15 protein-coding genes, 1 tRNA gene and 2 pseudogenes are annotated in these 14,767 nt (G+C 67.9%); 5 read left to right on the top strand and 13 right to left on the bottom strand.

Features of this window, described 5'->3' with window-relative positions; genetic code table 11:
• Nucleotides 1-175: 175 nt before the first annotated feature.
• The 8 genes and pseudogenes from E6G92_06830 to E6G92_06795 form a co-directional block, all read right to left on the bottom strand.
• Nucleotides 176-543: pseudogene (locus E6G92_06830) on the bottom strand (transcriptional regulator).
• A gap of 11 nt (nucleotides 544-554) precedes the next feature.
• Entirely contained in the window at nucleotides 555-857 is a 303-nt protein-coding gene (locus tag E6G92_06825; GenBank protein TMJ19483.1) for a type II toxin-antitoxin system HigB family toxin, read from the bottom strand.
• A 196-nt stretch (nucleotides 858-1,053) separates the two neighbouring features.
• Nucleotides 1,054-1,467 carry a cytochrome o ubiquinol oxidase subunit IV gene (gene cyoD, locus E6G92_06820; GenBank protein ID TMJ19482.1) on the bottom strand — a complete coding sequence of 138 codons (414 nt, stop codon included), beginning with the start codon at nucleotides 1,465-1,467 and terminating at the stop codon, nucleotides 1,054-1,056.
• Complete coding sequence (locus E6G92_06815) at nucleotides 1,464-2,162, bottom strand: cytochrome o ubiquinol oxidase subunit III (protein ID TMJ19481.1); 699 nt, start codon at nucleotides 2,160-2,162, stop codon at nucleotides 1,464-1,466. The genes cyoD and E6G92_06815 overlap by 4 nt, the downstream gene beginning before the upstream one ends.
• Nucleotides 2,159-4,174, bottom strand: coding sequence for a cytochrome o ubiquinol oxidase subunit I (locus tag E6G92_06810; GenBank protein TMJ19480.1), 2,016 nt, complete (start codon nucleotides 4,172-4,174; stop codon nucleotides 2,159-2,161). Before E6G92_06810 ends, E6G92_06815 begins: the two co-directional genes overlap by 4 nt.
• A gap of 4 nt (nucleotides 4,175-4,178) precedes the next feature.
• Nucleotides 4,179-5,114, bottom strand: a complete 936-nt coding sequence (gene cyoA, locus E6G92_06805) for a ubiquinol oxidase subunit II (protein TMJ19479.1) — start codon at nucleotides 5,112-5,114, stop codon at nucleotides 4,179-4,181.
• A 266-nt stretch (nucleotides 5,115-5,380) separates the two neighbouring features.
• Nucleotides 5,381-5,458: transfer RNA gene (locus tag E6G92_06800), tRNA-Trp, on the bottom strand.
• Between the two features lie 291 nt (nucleotides 5,459-5,749).
• Nucleotides 5,750-7,603, bottom strand: coding sequence for a fatty acyl-AMP ligase (locus tag E6G92_06795; protein TMJ19478.1), 1,854 nt, complete (start codon nucleotides 7,601-7,603; stop codon nucleotides 5,750-5,752).
• A 25-nt stretch (nucleotides 7,604-7,628) separates the two neighbouring features.
• On the opposite strand from E6G92_06795, the gene E6G92_06790 reads away from it, so the two are divergent.
• The 5 genes and pseudogenes from E6G92_06790 to E6G92_06770 all read left to right on the top strand — a co-directional run bounded on the left by E6G92_06790 (nucleotide 7,629) and on the right by E6G92_06770 (nucleotide 10,359).
• The gene (locus tag E6G92_06790) at nucleotides 7,629-8,171 is read left to right on the top strand and encodes a RecX family transcriptional regulator (protein ID TMJ19477.1); all 543 of its coding nucleotides are present in this window, start codon (nucleotides 7,629-7,631) and stop codon (nucleotides 8,169-8,171) included.
• Nucleotides 8,172-8,240: 69 nt separating this feature from the next.
• Nucleotides 8,241-8,837, top strand: a complete 597-nt coding sequence (locus E6G92_06785; protein TMJ19476.1) for a cold-shock protein — start codon at nucleotides 8,241-8,243, stop codon at nucleotides 8,835-8,837.
• A 2-nt stretch (nucleotides 8,838-8,839) separates the two neighbouring features.
• Nucleotides 8,840-9,319, top strand: a complete 480-nt coding sequence (locus tag E6G92_06780; GenBank protein TMJ19475.1) for a DUF192 domain-containing protein — start codon at nucleotides 8,840-8,842, stop codon at nucleotides 9,317-9,319.
• A 171-nt stretch (nucleotides 9,320-9,490) separates the two neighbouring features.
• Nucleotides 9,491-9,871 (top strand): NADH:ubiquinone oxidoreductase subunit NDUFA12, encoded by a 381-nt coding sequence (locus E6G92_06775; protein TMJ19474.1) that lies wholly within the window; start codon nucleotides 9,491-9,493, stop codon nucleotides 9,869-9,871.
• Between the two features lie 23 nt (nucleotides 9,872-9,894).
• Nucleotides 9,895-10,359 (top strand): annotated as a pseudogene (locus E6G92_06770) (DUF2155 domain-containing protein).
• Here E6G92_06770 and E6G92_06765 read toward each other — a convergent pair.
• Genes E6G92_06765 through E6G92_06745 form a run of 5 tightly spaced genes read right to left on the bottom strand, consistent with a single transcriptional unit; the run spans nucleotide 10,311 to nucleotide 14,703 of the window.
• Complete coding sequence (locus tag E6G92_06765) at nucleotides 10,311-11,012, bottom strand: leucyl/phenylalanyl-tRNA--protein transferase (GenBank protein TMJ19473.1); 702 nt, start codon at nucleotides 11,010-11,012, stop codon at nucleotides 10,311-10,313. The pseudogene E6G92_06770 and the gene E6G92_06765 overlap by 49 nt on opposite strands.
• Entirely contained in the window at nucleotides 11,009-11,743 is a 735-nt protein-coding gene (locus E6G92_06760; GenBank protein ID TMJ19472.1) for a ParA family protein, read from the bottom strand. The genes E6G92_06765 and E6G92_06760 overlap by 4 nt, the downstream gene beginning before the upstream one ends.
• Before the next feature lie 23 nt (nucleotides 11,744-11,766).
• Nucleotides 11,767-12,108, bottom strand: a complete 342-nt coding sequence (gene arsC / locus E6G92_06755; GenBank protein ID TMJ19471.1) for an arsenate reductase (glutaredoxin) — start codon at nucleotides 12,106-12,108, stop codon at nucleotides 11,767-11,769.
• Nucleotides 12,109-12,155: 47 nt separating this feature from the next.
• Nucleotides 12,156-14,129: a DUF2207 domain-containing protein gene (locus tag E6G92_06750; GenBank protein TMJ19470.1), complete on the bottom strand. Its 1,974-nt coding sequence runs from the start codon at nucleotides 14,127-14,129 to the stop codon at nucleotides 12,156-12,158.
• A gap of 4 nt (nucleotides 14,130-14,133) precedes the next feature.
• Nucleotides 14,134-14,703, bottom strand: a complete 570-nt coding sequence (locus E6G92_06745; protein TMJ19469.1) for a LemA family protein — start codon at nucleotides 14,701-14,703, stop codon at nucleotides 14,134-14,136.
• Between the last annotated feature and the right edge of the window lie 64 nt (nucleotides 14,704-14,767).

The following is a 14,767-nucleotide window of genomic DNA, read 5'->3' as shown; positions in this document are numbered from 1 at the left end:
AGGCACGGAATATGACATCAATCGATGATCAAATCCACGCCCGAGAGGAACGGTACGCGACTCGCTCCGCTCGGCGACCCATGTGCTGATCTCAGGCGGATCAGGTCCGAGGTCCGCCAAGCTGGCCGATCGTTCGCGTGGCTTTCGGCGACCGGCGCGCACCACGCGGGCTCCGTCACCGTCGCTCAAGCGGATAGTCCTTCACCAGCACGCGCTCGGGCAGGTGCCAGGCGGCGGCGATCTTGCGGATCATCGGCAGTGTCAACGCGCGCTTGCGATGCAGGATTTCCGTGGCGCGGGACTGGCCGATCAGGCCGGCGAGGTCCCCGCGGCTTCGGCCTTCATGCGCGATCGCCGCCTCGATGGCCTCGACCGGGTCCAGCTCGTCGACCGGCCAGCGCTTCTCCTCATAGGCCTCGACGAGGGTCGCGAGCACATCGAGGCGGTCGCCTTCCGGCGTGCCGTCCTCCGCTCCCCACAGCGCCTCGATTTCCTCGAGCGCGGCGCGTGGTCCTCGACGGTCCTGATCGGGCGAATGTCCATCCTACCTGCTCCTAGAAACGGCTGACCGTCAGCGCGTCGACCCGGTCATACTCGGCATGGGTGCCGACGAACTTGACGAACGCGATGCCCCGGCGAAAGTCGAAAGCGACGATCATCCTGTAGTCGCCCCCCGGCACCTCGAACCGGACCCGATCGCCGCCCGGCGCCTTGGCCTTTGAAAAAGCCGCCTGCACCTCGCCGACATTGCTCCAGGCCGACGCCCGCGCCACGCTCGTCCAGTGCGCCAGCGAGGCCCTAGCTTTCGGGTGTCGCTCGCCGAACTCGACTAGGGTATTACGGGCGATCAGCCTCATGAGGCCTTATGGCATTTCCCGTGATGGGAAGGAAGTATTTTTCCCCTAGTGGGAAATGGCGCGGCCGCTTTGTATGAGCCCGCCACGGGACCATTGTCCCGTGACGTCAGTCCTGTCCTTCACGTTGTTTCGGCAGGCTGGCCGAGCGTCCGCATGGCCTTCGGCCACCGGCGCGTAGCGAGGGCTACGCGCCTTGCTACCGCTGCTGCCGCATCAACTCATCCATCGGCATCATATGCTGGTTCATGCTGCTCATGATCCAGATCGAGCCGACCACGATCAGACCCACGACGAGGATGCCGAAGGCCAGCGCAAGCACGTTGTTGGTGTTGTCCGGGCCGGTGGTGATGTGGAGGAAGTAGACGAGATGCACGCCCATCTGGGCGACGGCGAGCACGAGCAGGGCGACGGGGATCGCGGGCGCGTAGATGAGCTGGGTGCCGGCCATGACGAAGGCGGCGATCGTCAGGATGACCGAGAAGCCGAGGCCGAGATTGGAGTTGAAGATATAGTGGCCGGCGCTCTCCAGCGGCTCGTCGCCGGGGGCGTGGTCCTCGCGGTCGTCGAGCGCGCCGGCATAGGGCAAAGGATCGTAGTCGAGGCGGCTCATGAGATCGCTCCCATCAGGTAGACGATGGTGAAGATGCCGATCCACACGATGTCGAGCGCGTGCCAGAACAGGTTGAAGCAGATCAGCCGGTGGACGATTTCGGGGCGGAAGCCCTTGAGCTGGACCTGGGCCATCATCGTCAGAAGCCACAGGCCGGCCAGGGTGACGTGGAGGCCGTGCAGGCCCACCAGCCCGAAGAAGGAGGTGAGCATGCCGCTGACCTGCGGGGTGATCCCGCGCTGGGCCAGCTCAATGAATTCGACCAGCTCCATGATGACGAAGGCGAGGCCGAGAAGGCCGGTGATGAGGAGGAATATCTGAGTCCAGAGCTTGTTGCGAAGGTTGGTCGCGGCGAAGGAGAGGCCGCAGGTGTAGCTCGACAGGAGCAGGGCGGCGGTCTGCCAGGCGACCCGCGGAACGTCGACCAGCTCGCGCATCGCCGGCCCTCCGGCGGTGGCCTCGTGCTGCACCGCGAAGGCGGCGAAGAAGCAGGAGAACATGACGATGTCGCTGAGCAGGAACAGCCAGAAGCCGTAGCCCACGACGATCCTTTTGGTCGCCGGGCCGGTCACCCCTTGGCCGGTGCCCGCGACCGGGCCGCCGGCGTGCGGATCGCGGTGGCCGAGCCGGTGGGGATCCTCGCGGACCCGGCGGACCGCCTCGACCGCGGCGGGAAGCAGGGAGTCGTCGCTCATGCCGGCGCTCCTTGCGCGGCGATCCGATCGAGCAGGGCCTCGCGCGCCTCGCGCCGGGCGCGGTCGACCCGGGCGACCTCCTCGACGGGAACGTGGAACTCATGGACGTCGCGCCAGGCGAAGACGACGAAGCCCGCCCAGGCGCCGACCAGGCCGAGGCCGGCGAGCCACCAGATATGCCAGATCAGCGCGAAGCCCGTCACGCTGGCGAAGACCGCGGTGTAGAAGCCGACCGGCGAGTGGACCGGCATCTCGATCGGCTCGTATTTCGGCTCGTCCGACAGCTGCTGCGATTCGATCGCTCTGGTCTTGATCCCCCAATAGGCCTCCTCGCCCTCGACATTGGGGGTGACGGCGAAGTTGAAGAAGGGCGCGGGGGAGGGGGTGGCCCATTCGAGGCTTCGTCCGTCCCACGGATCGCCGGTCAGGTCGCGCAATTTCTCGCGCTGGAGGATCGAGACGAGCAGCATGGCGATCTGGCAGAGGGCGCCGATCGTGGTCACCGCTACTCCGAGGACGGAGAGCGAAAGCATTCCGCTCCATTGGTCGATGTTCACGTGCTGGAGGCGGCGGGTCATGCCCTGGAGGCCGAGGATGTAGAGCGGCGTGAAGGTCAGCCAGAAGCCGGCGAAGTGGAACCAGAAGGCGGCCTTGCCCCAGCCCTCGTGGAGGCGGAAGCCGAACGCCTTCGGGAACCAGTAGTGGAGCCCGGCGAAAAGCGCGAAGACCACGCCGCCGATGATCACGTTGTGGAAATGGGCGACGAGGAACATCGAATTGTGGACGATGAAATCGGCCGGCGGGACGGCGAGCAACACGCCCGTCATTCCGCCGATGACGAAGGTGAAGACGAAGCCCAAGGACCACAGCATCGGCACGCCGAAGCGGACCCGGCCGCCGTACATGGTGAAGATCCAGTTGTAGATCTTGACCCCCGTGCCGACGGCGATGATCGAGGTCGAGATGCCGAAGGCGGCGTTGACCGCGGGGCCGGAGCCCATGGTGAAGAAATGGTGCAGCCAAGTCATCATCGAGACGATGCAGATGAACATCGTCGCCGCGACCATCGAGCGATAGCCGAACAGGGGCTTGCCCGAGAAGGTCGAGAAGACCTCCGAGAAGATGCCGAAGGCGGGCAGGACCAGGATGTAGACCTCGGGATGCCCCCAGGCCCAGATCAGGTTCATGAACATCATCGGGTTGCCGCCGAGATCGGCGGTGAAATAGTGCCAGCCGAACACCCGGTCGAGGCTGAGCATGGCGAGAGTCGCGGTGAGTATCGGGAAGACGGCGACGATGATCAGGCTCGAGGCGAGGACGGTCCAGCAGAAGATCGGCATGCGCAAGAGGCTCATGCCCGGACAGCGCATCTTCAGCACCGTGGTGACGAAGTTTATCCCCGTCATCAGGGTGCCGATCCCCGATATCTGGACCGCCCAGAGATAGTAATCGACCCCCACTCCGGGCGAGTAGCCGCTCTCGCTCAAGGGCGGGTAGGGCAGCCAGCCGGTGCGCGCGAACTCGCCGACGAACAGGGAGACGTTGACCAGCAGGGCGCCCGAGGCGGTCAGCCAGAAGCTGACCGAGTTCATCGTCGGGAAGGCGACGTCGCGAACGCCGAGCTGCAAGGGCGTGACGAAGTTCATGAATCCGATCACCAGCGGCATCGCGGCGAAGAAGATCATGATCGTGCCGTGGGCGGAGAAGACCTGGTTGTAATGTTCGGGTTCGAGATAGCCCTGGGAGCCGCCGACGGCCATCGCCTGCTGCGTGCGCATCATGATCGCGTCGGCGAAGCCGCGGATCAGCATCACCACGCCGAGCAGCACGTACATGATCCCGATCCGCTTGTGATCGACGCTGGTGATCCATTCGTGCCACAGATAGGGCCACCACTTCATCCGGGTGGCGAGCGCCAGAACGCCGGCGATGGCCAGGATGACGATCGCCCCGGTGATCAAGGGGATGGGCTGATCCCAGGGAATCGCCGACCAGCTCAGCTTGCCGAACATGCGCCTAGTGCCTCCCTGCGGGCGTGACTTCGCGGCCCCCATGAGCGGCGCCCGGCTCCGGTCCGGGGGCCGGCGGGATGCGCTGCATGGCGATGGCGCGGAAGAGGTTGGGATCGACGTTGCCGAAGGTCGCCCGCGGGTCGCGGTGGCTCTGCCGGGCGAGCAGCGCATAGGCCCGCAGGTCGAGCACGGGCCCGGCGCCGCGCGCGCCCTGCGCCCAGGCCGCGAACTCGGCCGGCGCAACGCTTCGCACCTCGAACTGCATGTCGGAAAAGCCGTCGCCGCTGAAATGGGCCGATTGCCCCCAGGTCGAGGCCGGCCGGTCGGCCTGCAGGTTGAGCTGCGAGACCATGCCCGGCATGGTGTAGATCATGGAGCCCAGCTGCGGCACGAAGAAGGTGTTGAGAACGCTGGCCGAGGTGAGCTGGAAATGGATCGGACGGCCGGCGGGGATGACGAGCCGGTTGACCGTCGCGATCCCCTGCTCGGGGTAGATGAACAGCCATTTCCAGTCGAGCGAGACGACCTGGATCTCGACCGGCGGCACCGACGAGGGCAAAGGCCGGAAGGGATCGAGCCGGTAGGAGCCGATCACGATCACGCCGCCGATGAACATGATGGTGAGTATGGGGATCGACCAGACCACCGCCTCGATGCGGCCCGAATAGGACCAGTAGGGCAGGTATTCGGCCTTGGCGTTCGACGCGCGGTACCGCCAGGCGACGAAGAAGGCGAGAAGGATGGTCGGGACGACGATCACCAGCATGATCAAGGTCGCGTCGATCAGGATCTGGGCGTTGTCGTTGCCCACCGGCCCGATCGGATCGAGGATCCCGCCCGCGCATGCGGTGAGGGTGAGCGGGAGGGGTAGGGCAGCGAGGATGGCGCGGATCGGCGGCCTGAGCCGCGATTCCTGTGCTGATGAGCGTCTCACGCGCATGAGCCCCCTTGGCGTCCGGGATGTGGCACGCAAACACTTGAGGTACGCGGCCGTGCCCGCCCCCAAGCGCCCTTATACCGGACGATTGCGTAAGGCCAGTGGGGCGGGCGGTCTATGAGGTATGTTACGGAGTTGGAGGCGGGGCGCTCCGTCACGCCACCATTGTGCCGTGACGTCGATCGGGATCCGCTGTGCGGACCCGTCGGCCGGCCGTTCGCGTGGCCTTTGGCCACCGCCGCGCTGCTTCGCTGCGCGCCTCGCTTCGGTGGCAGGAGTGGAGGGATTCGAACCCACGACCCTCGGTTTTGGAGACCGATGCTCTAACCAGACTGAGCTACACTCCTAGGCCGGAGCGAGGCGCGTAGCGAAGCTGCGCGCCGGTGGCAAGGCCACGCGAACGGCCGGCCTGCCGTTCACCCTTCGAGTGGGAAACCAAAGGAGTCATCCCGGCGAAGGGGCGCCCCGCAAAGTAGTACTTTGCGGGGACCCCGAAGGCCGGGACCAATGAACACTTTGGGTGCAGGAGAAGCGCAGACCTACGTCTTTCCACCGAATACAGAGTTCATGGGTCCCGGCCTTCGCCGGGATGACTCTGAAATCGCTCGCCAACTGGGCGAGCCAATTGAGTATGGATTCTAGGCCGCTACGTCGTAAGTCGCAATCTCGCCCGACAGATACAAATTCCGCGCCTTGGCCCGCGAAAGCTTGCCCGAGCTGGTGCGGGGCAGCGAGCGGGGCGGGACCAGCTCGATCACGCAGTTGATTCCGGTGATCGCCCGGACCCGCTCGCGGATCGCGTCGCGCAGGCGGCCGCGCTCGGCATCGTCGGAGGTGCGGCACTGGACGAGCACCGCGGGAGTCTCCTCGCCGCCCGGCGTGGTGATCGAGAAGGCGGCGATGTCGCCCGCCTTGAAGCCGGGGAGCTGCTCGACGGCCCACTCGATGTCCTGCGGCCAGTGGTTCTTGCCGTTGATGATGATCATGTCCTTGGCGCGGCCGACCACGTAGAGATAGCCGTCCGAGAGATAGCCCATGTCGCCGGTGTCGAGCCAACCCTCCTCGTCGAGGCAGGCCTGCGTCGCCTCCTCGTCGCGGAAATAGCCGGCCATGACCGAGGCGCCGCGGCAGAAGACGCGTCCGATCTCGCGCTCGGAGAGCGTGCCGCCCTCGTCGCCGCGGATCTCCAGTTCCATCTCGCGCACGGGACGCCCGCAATTGACCACCGCTCGGTAGCGCTGCGGCCGGTCGCGCTCGCCGGGGCCTCCGCCGGCGAGCAGCGTCTCCTCGACCAGCTCGACGAGGATCCCCTCGCCGGGCGGCATCACGGTCACCGCCAGCGTCGCCTCGGCGAGGCCGTAGCTGGGGAGGAAGCTGGTCGCCTTGAATCCGGCCGGAGCGAAGGTGTCGACGAACGACTGCATCACGTCCGGGCGGATCATGTCGGCGCCGTTGCCGGCCACCCGCCAGCGCGACAGGTCGAAGCGGTTGGCGACGTCGGTCTGGCTCGAAACGCGCCGCGCGCAGATGTCGTAGCCGAAGGTCGGCGAATAGCTCATCGCCGTGCCCTTGTGGCGGCTGATCAGGTCGAGCCAGGCGAGCGGGCGGCGGGCGAAATCTTCGGTCTTGAGATAATCGGCCGACATCTGGTTGGCGACGATCGAGAGCATGCAGCCGACGAGGCCCATGTCGTGATAGAAAGGAAGCCACGAAACGCCGCGGTCGCCCGGGCCGATATGCATCGAATGGGCATGGGCGGCGAGGTTCGACATCAGCGCCTTGTGGGTGATGACCACGCCGTGCGGGAAGCGGGTCGAGCCGCTCGAATATTGCAGATAGGCGATGTCGTCGGCCTTGGGCTCGGGCAGCGAGACCTCACCCGCTTCGGCGGCTGAGAAGGTCGCCCAATCCTCGGCCGCGACGCCGGCGCTCTCAGCAGCCGCGGCGGCCATGGTCAGCTCGGGGGGATAGAGCAGCAGCGCCGGATCGGCGCTCTTCAGCTGGACGCCGAGCTGCTCGATATAGGCCTCCTTGCCGCCGAACGAGGTCGGCAGGGGCAGCGGCACCGGCCATATGCCGGCGTAGAGCGCTCCGAAGAAGAGGGCGATGAACTCGGGCGCGGTCTCGGCGATCAGCGCCGCGCGCTCGCCGGGCGCGATCCCGCGCGCAGCGAAGCGGCGGGCGGCGGCGAGCGCGTCCTCGCGCAGCTCGGCGAAGGGATAGACGCGCACCAGGGTGGCGCGGGCGTCGTGGAAGTTGATGCCCTTTTGCCCCTGCGCGGCATAATCGAGCGCCTCCGTCATCGTCGCGAAATCGGCGTAGCGGCGCGGCAGATCGTCGTCGGTGGGAGTCGGCTGGAGCGCGCTCGCCTGCCCGGCGGGACGCGATTTCACCTGGCCATCTTTATCAAGCACGTCTGGCTGAATCCTTTTTGGCGGGCGCAAGGCGCCCAACGCGTTCAGCCTCCGCTCTAGGAGACGAGGCGCGTTCATAATCCGGCCCGACTGTGGCACAAACATGGCGGTGAGTTACAGCCGAAAGAGCAAAGACAGGCCCCCGATCGACGGCGAGGCGCTCGAGCAGGCCGCGCTTTTCTACGCCGGGCGCTATGCCACGACTCGCGCCAAGCTGCGATTCTACCTCGTCCGCAAGCTCAAGGAGCGCGGCTGGGCGGGGGAGGGGAAGCCGCCGGTGGAGGCGCTGGTCGAGCGGCTGGCGGCGCTCGGCTATGTTGACGACCGCGCCTTCGCAGCCGCGCGCGGGGCGGCGCTTTCCCGGCGCGGCTTCGGCGCGAGGCGGGTCGGCCAGGCGCTGCGCGCGGCCGGGATCGAGGAGGAGGACGCGCACGAAGCGAGAGGCGCGGCCGAGGCGGCGGCGTGGGAGGCGGCGCTTCGCTTCGCCGAGCGCCGCCGGATCGGCCCGTTCGCCGCCGCCGAGCCGGACCGGCCCGCCCGGGAAAAGGCCTTCGCGGCGATGGTCCGCGCCGGGCACCCGGCCGATCTCGTCCGGCGGATCGTCGGCGCCCGCCCGGGCGAAGTCCCGGATGCGGACGGGGCCTGAAAAGCTTATGGTTTCCAAATGTTGAAAACGTGATAGCTTTGCCGCCTGATCGAGGGGGATCGGGCGTAAATGACGTCGCGTCGCGATGCGCTTGCTGTGGGGGCTTCTTCGACAACGGAGAGCGGAGACGCGCCGAATGCGGCGCCGTCGGAAGACTCGCTCGTCCGGCTCACCGGCACGGTCAAATGGTTCGACGCGACGCGCGGCTTCGGCTTCCTTGTCAGCGACGGCGCTAATGGCGACATCCTGATCCACTTCAGCGTGCTCAAGGAGCACGACCGGCGCAGCCTGCCCGAGGGCGCGACGGTCGAGTGCCTGGTCGCCGAGCAGGAGCGCGGGCTTCAGGCCCGCAAGGTGCTGGGCATCGATCTGAGCTCGGCGGTGGCGCCGGACGTTCCGCGCGGCGCGGTTCAAGGGGACCGGATCGACCCGGTGAGCCTCGCAGACGAGGCCGGGCCGTTCGAGCCGGTGCTGGTCAAATGGTTCAACCGCCTGCGCGGCTACGGCTTCCTGGTCCGCGAGGACGATCTGAGCCAGGATATCTTCGTCCATATGGAGACGGTGCGGCGCGGCGGCCTTCACGACCTGCTGCCCGATCAGCGGCTGCGCGCGCGAATCGCGGACGGCCGCAAGGGCCCCCTCGCGGTCGAGGTCGAGCCGGATTGACCATGCGGGCCTGGACCGGGGCGCTGTTGCTGGCGCTGGCCGCCTGCCGCGCCGAGCCTGCGGCGAACGAGGCGCAAGCCGCCGCGACGGCGCGAATCTCGCCCGCTGGCATGGATCTCGCGACGCTGACGGTCGAGAGCGGCGGACGGCGGCATGTCTTCACCGTCGAGGTCGCGCGAACGCCGGCGCAGCAGGAGCACGGGCTGATGGAGCGGCACGAGCTTGCGCCGGATGCGGGCATGCTCTTCCCGTTCGATCCGCCGGCGCCAGCCAGCTTCTGGATGCGCAACACGCTCGTTCCGCTCGACATGATCTTCGTCCGCCCCGACGGGACCATCGCGCGGGTCGCCGCCAACGCCGTGCCGCTTTCGGAGACTGCGATCGCCGTTGCGGAGCCGATGACCGCGGTGCTCGAGCTGGCCGGCGGGCGGGCGGCCGCTTTGGGGATCCGCGAGGGGGACCGGGTCAGCTGGACGGACTGAGGGGCCCCTCATCCGTCATTGCGAGGAGCATAGCGACGAAGCAATCCAGCGAGCCTCCCAAGCAGCACTGGATTGCTTCGCTACGCTCGCAATGACGGCTTGGGTAAGATAGCACGCTCGCGCTCCAGGGCACTTGCGCCCTCCTTCGCTTCGGGGCTAGGCGCAAGCCCCATGGGTTTCTTCAAAAATCTGTTCACCTGGTGGGAGGGCGCGTCGACCGGCACCGCGCTCTACAGCTGGCACAATGGCAGCCAGGTCGGCAAGGACGATCTCGGCAATCTCTATTTCGAGGGACGCAAGGGCGGGCGCCGCTGGGTCATGTACAACGGATCGAACGACGTCAGCCGGGTGCCGCCCGAATGGTATTCCTGGCTGACGCGGCAGATTGACGACGTGCCCGACAAGGCGCTTCCGCCGGCGCCGAAGTTCCTCAAGCCCGCGACGGCGAACCTGACCGGAACGGTGGAGGCCTATCGCCCCTCGGGCGCGCTCGAGCAGGGCGGGCAAAGGGCGGCGGCGAGCGGCGACTACCAGCCCTGGCTGCCCGACTGATCATGGCCGGCCGGACCTGGACCCTGGCCCTCGCGCTGCCGCTCGCGCTCGCCGCCTGCGGCCCGCGCGGCGCCCAGCAGCAGAACCAGCAGGGCAATGCGGCCGCCGAGGCCGACACGGTCGACATCGCACAAACTGTCACCCGCGAGCCGCCGGGGACGACTCCGATGGCCCAGCGGGTGGCGGTGATCGGACTGCTCAACAAGCGCAACGGCATTTCGCGCGACCTCACGCTGCGTCCCGGCCAGGCGATTCGGGTCGGCGACGTGATCGTCCGGCTTCGCGCCTGCGAGATCAGCGCCCCGTGGGAGGTGCAGCAGCTGACCGGTGCCTTCGTGCAGCTCGACGTTCGCGAGCCGCGCTCGGACCGCTTCCGCCGGGTCTTTTCAGGCTGGCTCTACAAGGAAAGCCCGTCGCTCAACCTCGTCGAGCATCCGGTCTACGACGTCTGGCCCAAGAGCTGCGCGATGACCCACCCGGCGGGCGGAACTCCGGCGCCTTCCGGCCGCGACGCCAGCAGCCGGTCCAGCGCCTCGAACTCGACCGGCCCGGCCGGCGCGGCCCCGGCGCCCTCGCCGCCGCCCAGCGCCGAATCCAACAGCACGAGATAGTCCTTCTGGTCGATCTCGACCGCCCCGAGGCTCTTGAGGTGCGGGGTGATGAACTGGCAGTCGAGCAGGCGGAAGCCGCCGACGACGAGTCGCGCGACCAGCCAGGCGAGCGCGATCTTGGACGCGCTGGGCCTTAGCGAGACCATCGACTCGCCGAAGAAGGCGGCGCCGAGCCGGACCCCGTAGAGGCCTCCGGCAAGCGCCCCGTCCTGCCACACCTCGATCGAATGCGCCCGGCCGGCCTCGTGCAGGCGAACGTAGCTGGCCTCGATCTCGCCGTTGATCCAGGTCTCCTCGCGCTCGGCGCAGAGCCTCACGATCTCGGTGAAGGCCCGGTCCCGCGTGACCTGATAGGTCTCCGATTTCAGGAGCTTGCGCAGCGATCTCGAAAGGTGGAACGAATCCAGCGGGAGGATCGCCCGGCGCCTCGGCTCGACCCAATAGAGGTCGCTCGCGTCGCGGCTGTCGGACATCGGGAAGACGCCGATCGAATAAGCGCGCAGAAGCAGATCGGGATCGAGAATCTTCATTTGGAGCCGGCGAGTTTCCTCTCCACGCCTGTCCAAAGGCTGAACAGGGCGGAGGCGGCGGGCGAGGCGGGCGGAAGGCGCGCCACGCCGCCGGTCTCGGTGCTGATCGCCTCGAAGGCGCTGGCCATCGGGATGGCCGGCCAGTCGGGCTTGGCCTCGAGCGCGGCGCGGTGCAGCGAGCGGCGGCGGTCGACCATGTTGAACACCGGCAGGATCGGCCCGTTGCGCAGCGAATGACGGTCGAGATGGGCGACGACCTCGTCGAGCGCCCGCTGCGACAGCGGCGAGGGGATGACGGGCACGATGATCATGTCCGCGGCGCGAAGAACCTGCTCGCTCGTCTCGGTCAGCCCGGGCGGAGCGTCGAGCAGGACGCGGTCGTACTTCCGGCCGACATCCTCGATCAGCTTCAGCAGGCGCTTCTTCTTGCCGAGGCCGAACAGGAAGCGGTCGAGCCCGCGAAGCGAGGAATCGGCGGGGAGAAGGTCGAGCCGGGCGATGCCGGTGGCCTGGATCAGCTTCTGCGGATCGACGTCTTTGGAGAAGATCGCCTGGGCGTCGTTCCTGCCGTGGAGCGCGCCGCCGAGCAGGAAGCTCGCCGCCGATTGCGGATCGAGGTCCCACAGCAAAGTCCGCCGCGCCGAGCGCACGGCCGAGGCCCAGGCGAGGCTGACCGCGAGGGTCGTCTTCCCGACCCCGCCCTTCAGGCTGTAAACCGCGATCGAGCGCATGCCCTTCTCCCGCGGCGGCGACCCTACAGGATTTCGCGGACCCTGTCTTGCGGCCGGCACAGGCGCGCGCCCTTGCCGGTCTCGACCAAGGGCCGCTCGATCAGGATCGGGTTGCGGACCATCGCTTCGAGGATTTCATCGTCGCTCGCGCCGCGCTCGACGAGCGCCTGAGCCTCGGCCTCCTTCATCCGCAGCCCCTCCCGCGGGGCGATGCCGGCGCGCTCGTAGAGCCTGGCCAGCTCGGCGGCCGAGGGCGGGGTTTTCAGATATTCGACGACGTTCAGGTCGGTGCCGGAGTCCTGCAGGATTTCCAGAGTCTTGCGCGACGTTCCGCACATCGGGTTGTGATAGATGGTGGCTTTCACCCGAGGTCCCTTTCATGCGTCGGCGGCGTTCGCGGCGGGCCTATAGCCTACCAGCCCCCGCCCCCGCCACCGCCGCCGCCGCCGCCCGAAAAGCCGCCGCCGCCCGAGCCGCTGCTCGATCCCGGCGCGGTCGCCGCCGATGCGACGCTGCTGGCCAGGGCGCCGCCCACCGCGCCGGCGAAGCGGCCCGGGTCGGCCCAGGGAGACTGGCTGCCGACGTACCAGCCCATGCCCGTATGGCCGGACCGGTTCGGATCGGCGGCGGCCGCAGCGAGAACGGCGGCGAAGCGCGCCGCCCACCTGTTCTCGACTCCGAGCGCGATCGCATAAGGCAAATAGCGTTCGAACAGCTCGGGCGTCTTCTCCGGCGGGTGGAGCACTTCGAGCCGGTTTTCCTCGGTGACCGAGAGATATTTCTGAAAGCCGGCGATCGAGTCCATGGTCGAGCGGCCCTCCCTGGTCGGCGCCGCCATCCACCAGAAGGCGGAAATCACGAGCGGCAAGGCGAGCAGCGGCGAGAGGATCGGCAGCACCAGCCCGGCGCCCGAGGCTATGGCCAGCATCCCGACCAGCAAGAACAGCCCGGCCAGGCCGGCGAGGATGGAGACGACGAGGGCGATCCAGCCCCCGGCGCCGCTGCGCCTGGCCCGAGGCGCGAGGCCGAGCGCGACGAGGAACAGGCCGAGGCCGAGCCAGGCGACCGCGCCGTCGCCGGGATCGGCGAAGGGATCGGCGGAGATCAGCATCCCGCCGACCAGCATCATCGCCGCCAGCATCAGCCACAGCCCCGCCCAGGCCCAGCCGAGATTGGTCAGGAAGAGTTTGCCCTTATAGGCCTCGGCGAGGCCCTCCTGGAGGCCGCTCTTCGCCTTGCCGAACACGGCATGGTTCTTCTTGTCCATCTCGACGCTTTCGCTCCAGACGAACAGCGCGCCAAGCATCGCGCGCTCGGGCGGGGCCATGTCGTCGGGCTCGGCGGTCTTTTCGATGCGGGTCTTCTTGCCGCCGAAAAAGCCGCCCTCGCTCTCCACCAGGCGGATCTTGCCGTGGACCCCGCTGTCGACGATGGCGGCGGCGTAGCAGCGATTGTCGAAGCGCATCCGCCGAACGTAGCGGACCGCCGCCGCGCTCATCCCCTCGGGCGGCGAGAACAGCGGCACGACCGTTCCGGGGATCGGACCGCGCCCGGCCCGAAGCCAGGCGTAGAAATAGAATCCGGCCAGCGCCGCCAGGGCGAGCAGGCCGGCGGCGAGCGGGCCGTAATCCTGCATCCATTGCGAGAAAGCGGAAGGCGGCGGCGGGGCCGAAATCACGCCCTTCGGCCAGGTGACCGAGACGGTGAAGCCCTCATAGGGCCCCAGCGGCCGGGTGGTGCGCAGGACGATGGCGTCGGCCTCGCTCGAAACCAGCTCGGCGTTGTGGTCGGTCGATCCCTGTGGGCCGGTGTAGAGGTTCGTCTCCCCGAACTCGACCGGTTGGGGCAGGTGAACCCGGACTTCCGCCGAATCGATCGGGAAGACCCAGCCGTTGCCGGTCACGTTCCAGTAGAGCTCGTCGAAGGCGGGGTTGGAGAAGTTGAGCTGCCGCGTCGTGGTGTAGCGGATCGTGTAGACGTGCTCGCCGGGGGGCACGTCGACGTCGGCGTCGCCGATCTTCACGCGCACGCCGTTGCTGATCGATTCGCGCGACCAAGGCTCGGCCTGGCCGTCGCGCTCGACGCTCTCGACGGTGAAGCCGACTCGGACCGTGCGTCCGTCCCGCTCGTAGCGGGTGGGGAAATCGCGGTAGATGCCGTGACGGATGTCGCCGCCCTCGGCGTTGACCCGGATCGTCTCGGTAACGTGGAGCGAGGAATCGCGCGCGAGGTCGATGTCGCTTCGGTAGGAGACGATCCGCTCGCCACCCTGGCTGGCCGCGACGAACGGATCCTTGCCCCCGGTCGGCTTGGCGGGCGCGGAAGCCGGCGCGAGGAAGGCCAGCGCGACCACCAGCAGCGCGGCGAACGGCCGTGAGGCGGTCACCGGCTCAGGCCTTCGCGGCGTCGAAGCTCACCACCGGCGCGTTCTGGATCGAGGCGTCGGTGTCGGTGTAGAATTCCTCTTCGGTGAAGCCGAGCGGCCGGGCGAAGATCACGTCGGGGAAGGACTGGACCCGCGTGTTCAGGTCGCGGACGGTGGCGTTGTAGTAGCGCCGGGCGCTCTGCAGATTGTCCTCGATCTCGCTGAGCTCGTCCTGAAGCTGTCGGAAATTGTCGTCGGCCTTGAGGTCGGGATAGGCCTCGGCGACGGCCATCAGCCGCCCCAGCATCGCCGAGAAGGCGGTGTCGGCCTGGGCGGTCGCCGCGACCCCCTTGGCCGCAACCGCGTCGCCGCGATGCTCGATCACCTGGGTCAGGGTCTCGCGCTCGTGGGTGGCATAGCCCTGAACGGTGGCGACGAGGTTGGGGATGAGGTCGGCGCGGCGGCGCAGCTGCACCGTGATCCCGCTGAAGCCCTCTTTGACCAGGGCGCGAAGCCGCACCAGCCGGTTGTAGATCGCAACGCCCCAGATGAGCAGGACGACGACGACTCCGAGAACGATCAAAGTGATGAGCATGAATGCCTCCCCAATCCCCTATGGCTTCATAGGGCTGGCGGGGGAGGGGGTAAAGGAGGCGGCG

The sequence above is a fragment of the Alphaproteobacteria bacterium genome (genome assembly GCA_005883305.1).
Taxonomy (GTDB): Bacteria; Pseudomonadota; Alphaproteobacteria; order Sphingomonadales; family Sphingomonadaceae; genus Allosphingosinicella.
Note: the sequence above shows the minus strand (reverse complement) of the source record. Positions and strands in the feature narration are given on the sequence as shown.

Excerpts from the sequence above, each read along its gene's own strand:
- E6G92_06825 (TMJ19483.1), bottom strand. The coding sequence starts at position 857 with ATGAGGCTGATCGCCCGTAATACCCTAGTCGAGTTCGGCGAGCGACAC.
- cyoD (TMJ19482.1), bottom strand. The coding sequence starts at position 1,467 with ATGAGCCGCCTCGACTACGATCCTTTGCCCTATGCCGGCGCGCTCGAC.
- E6G92_06815 (TMJ19481.1), bottom strand. The coding sequence starts at position 2,162 with ATGAGCGACGACTCCCTGCTTCCCGCCGCGGTCGAGGCGGTCCGCCGG.
- E6G92_06810 (TMJ19480.1), bottom strand. The coding sequence starts at position 4,174 with ATGTTCGGCAAGCTGAGCTGGTCGGCGATTCCCTGGGATCAGCCCATC.
- cyoA (TMJ19479.1), bottom strand. The coding sequence starts at position 5,114 with ATGCGCGTGAGACGCTCATCAGCACAGGAATCGCGGCTCAGGCCGCCG.
- E6G92_06795 (TMJ19478.1), bottom strand. The coding sequence starts at position 7,603 with ATGAACGCGCCTCGTCTCCTAGAGCGGAGGCTGAACGCGTTGGGCGCC.
- E6G92_06790 (TMJ19477.1), top strand. The coding sequence starts at position 7,629 with ATGGCGGTGAGTTACAGCCGAAAGAGCAAAGACAGGCCCCCGATCGAC.
- E6G92_06785 (TMJ19476.1), top strand. The coding sequence starts at position 8,241 with ATGACGTCGCGTCGCGATGCGCTTGCTGTGGGGGCTTCTTCGACAACG.
- E6G92_06780 (TMJ19475.1), top strand. The coding sequence starts at position 8,840 with ATGCGGGCCTGGACCGGGGCGCTGTTGCTGGCGCTGGCCGCCTGCCGC.
- E6G92_06775 (TMJ19474.1), top strand. The coding sequence starts at position 9,491 with ATGGGTTTCTTCAAAAATCTGTTCACCTGGTGGGAGGGCGCGTCGACC.
- E6G92_06765 (TMJ19473.1), bottom strand. The coding sequence starts at position 11,012 with ATGAAGATTCTCGATCCCGATCTGCTTCTGCGCGCTTATTCGATCGGC.
- E6G92_06760 (TMJ19472.1), bottom strand. The coding sequence starts at position 11,743 with ATGCGCTCGATCGCGGTTTACAGCCTGAAGGGCGGGGTCGGGAAGACG.
- E6G92_06745 (TMJ19469.1), bottom strand. The coding sequence starts at position 14,703 with ATGCTCATCACTTTGATCGTTCTCGGAGTCGTCGTCGTCCTGCTCATC.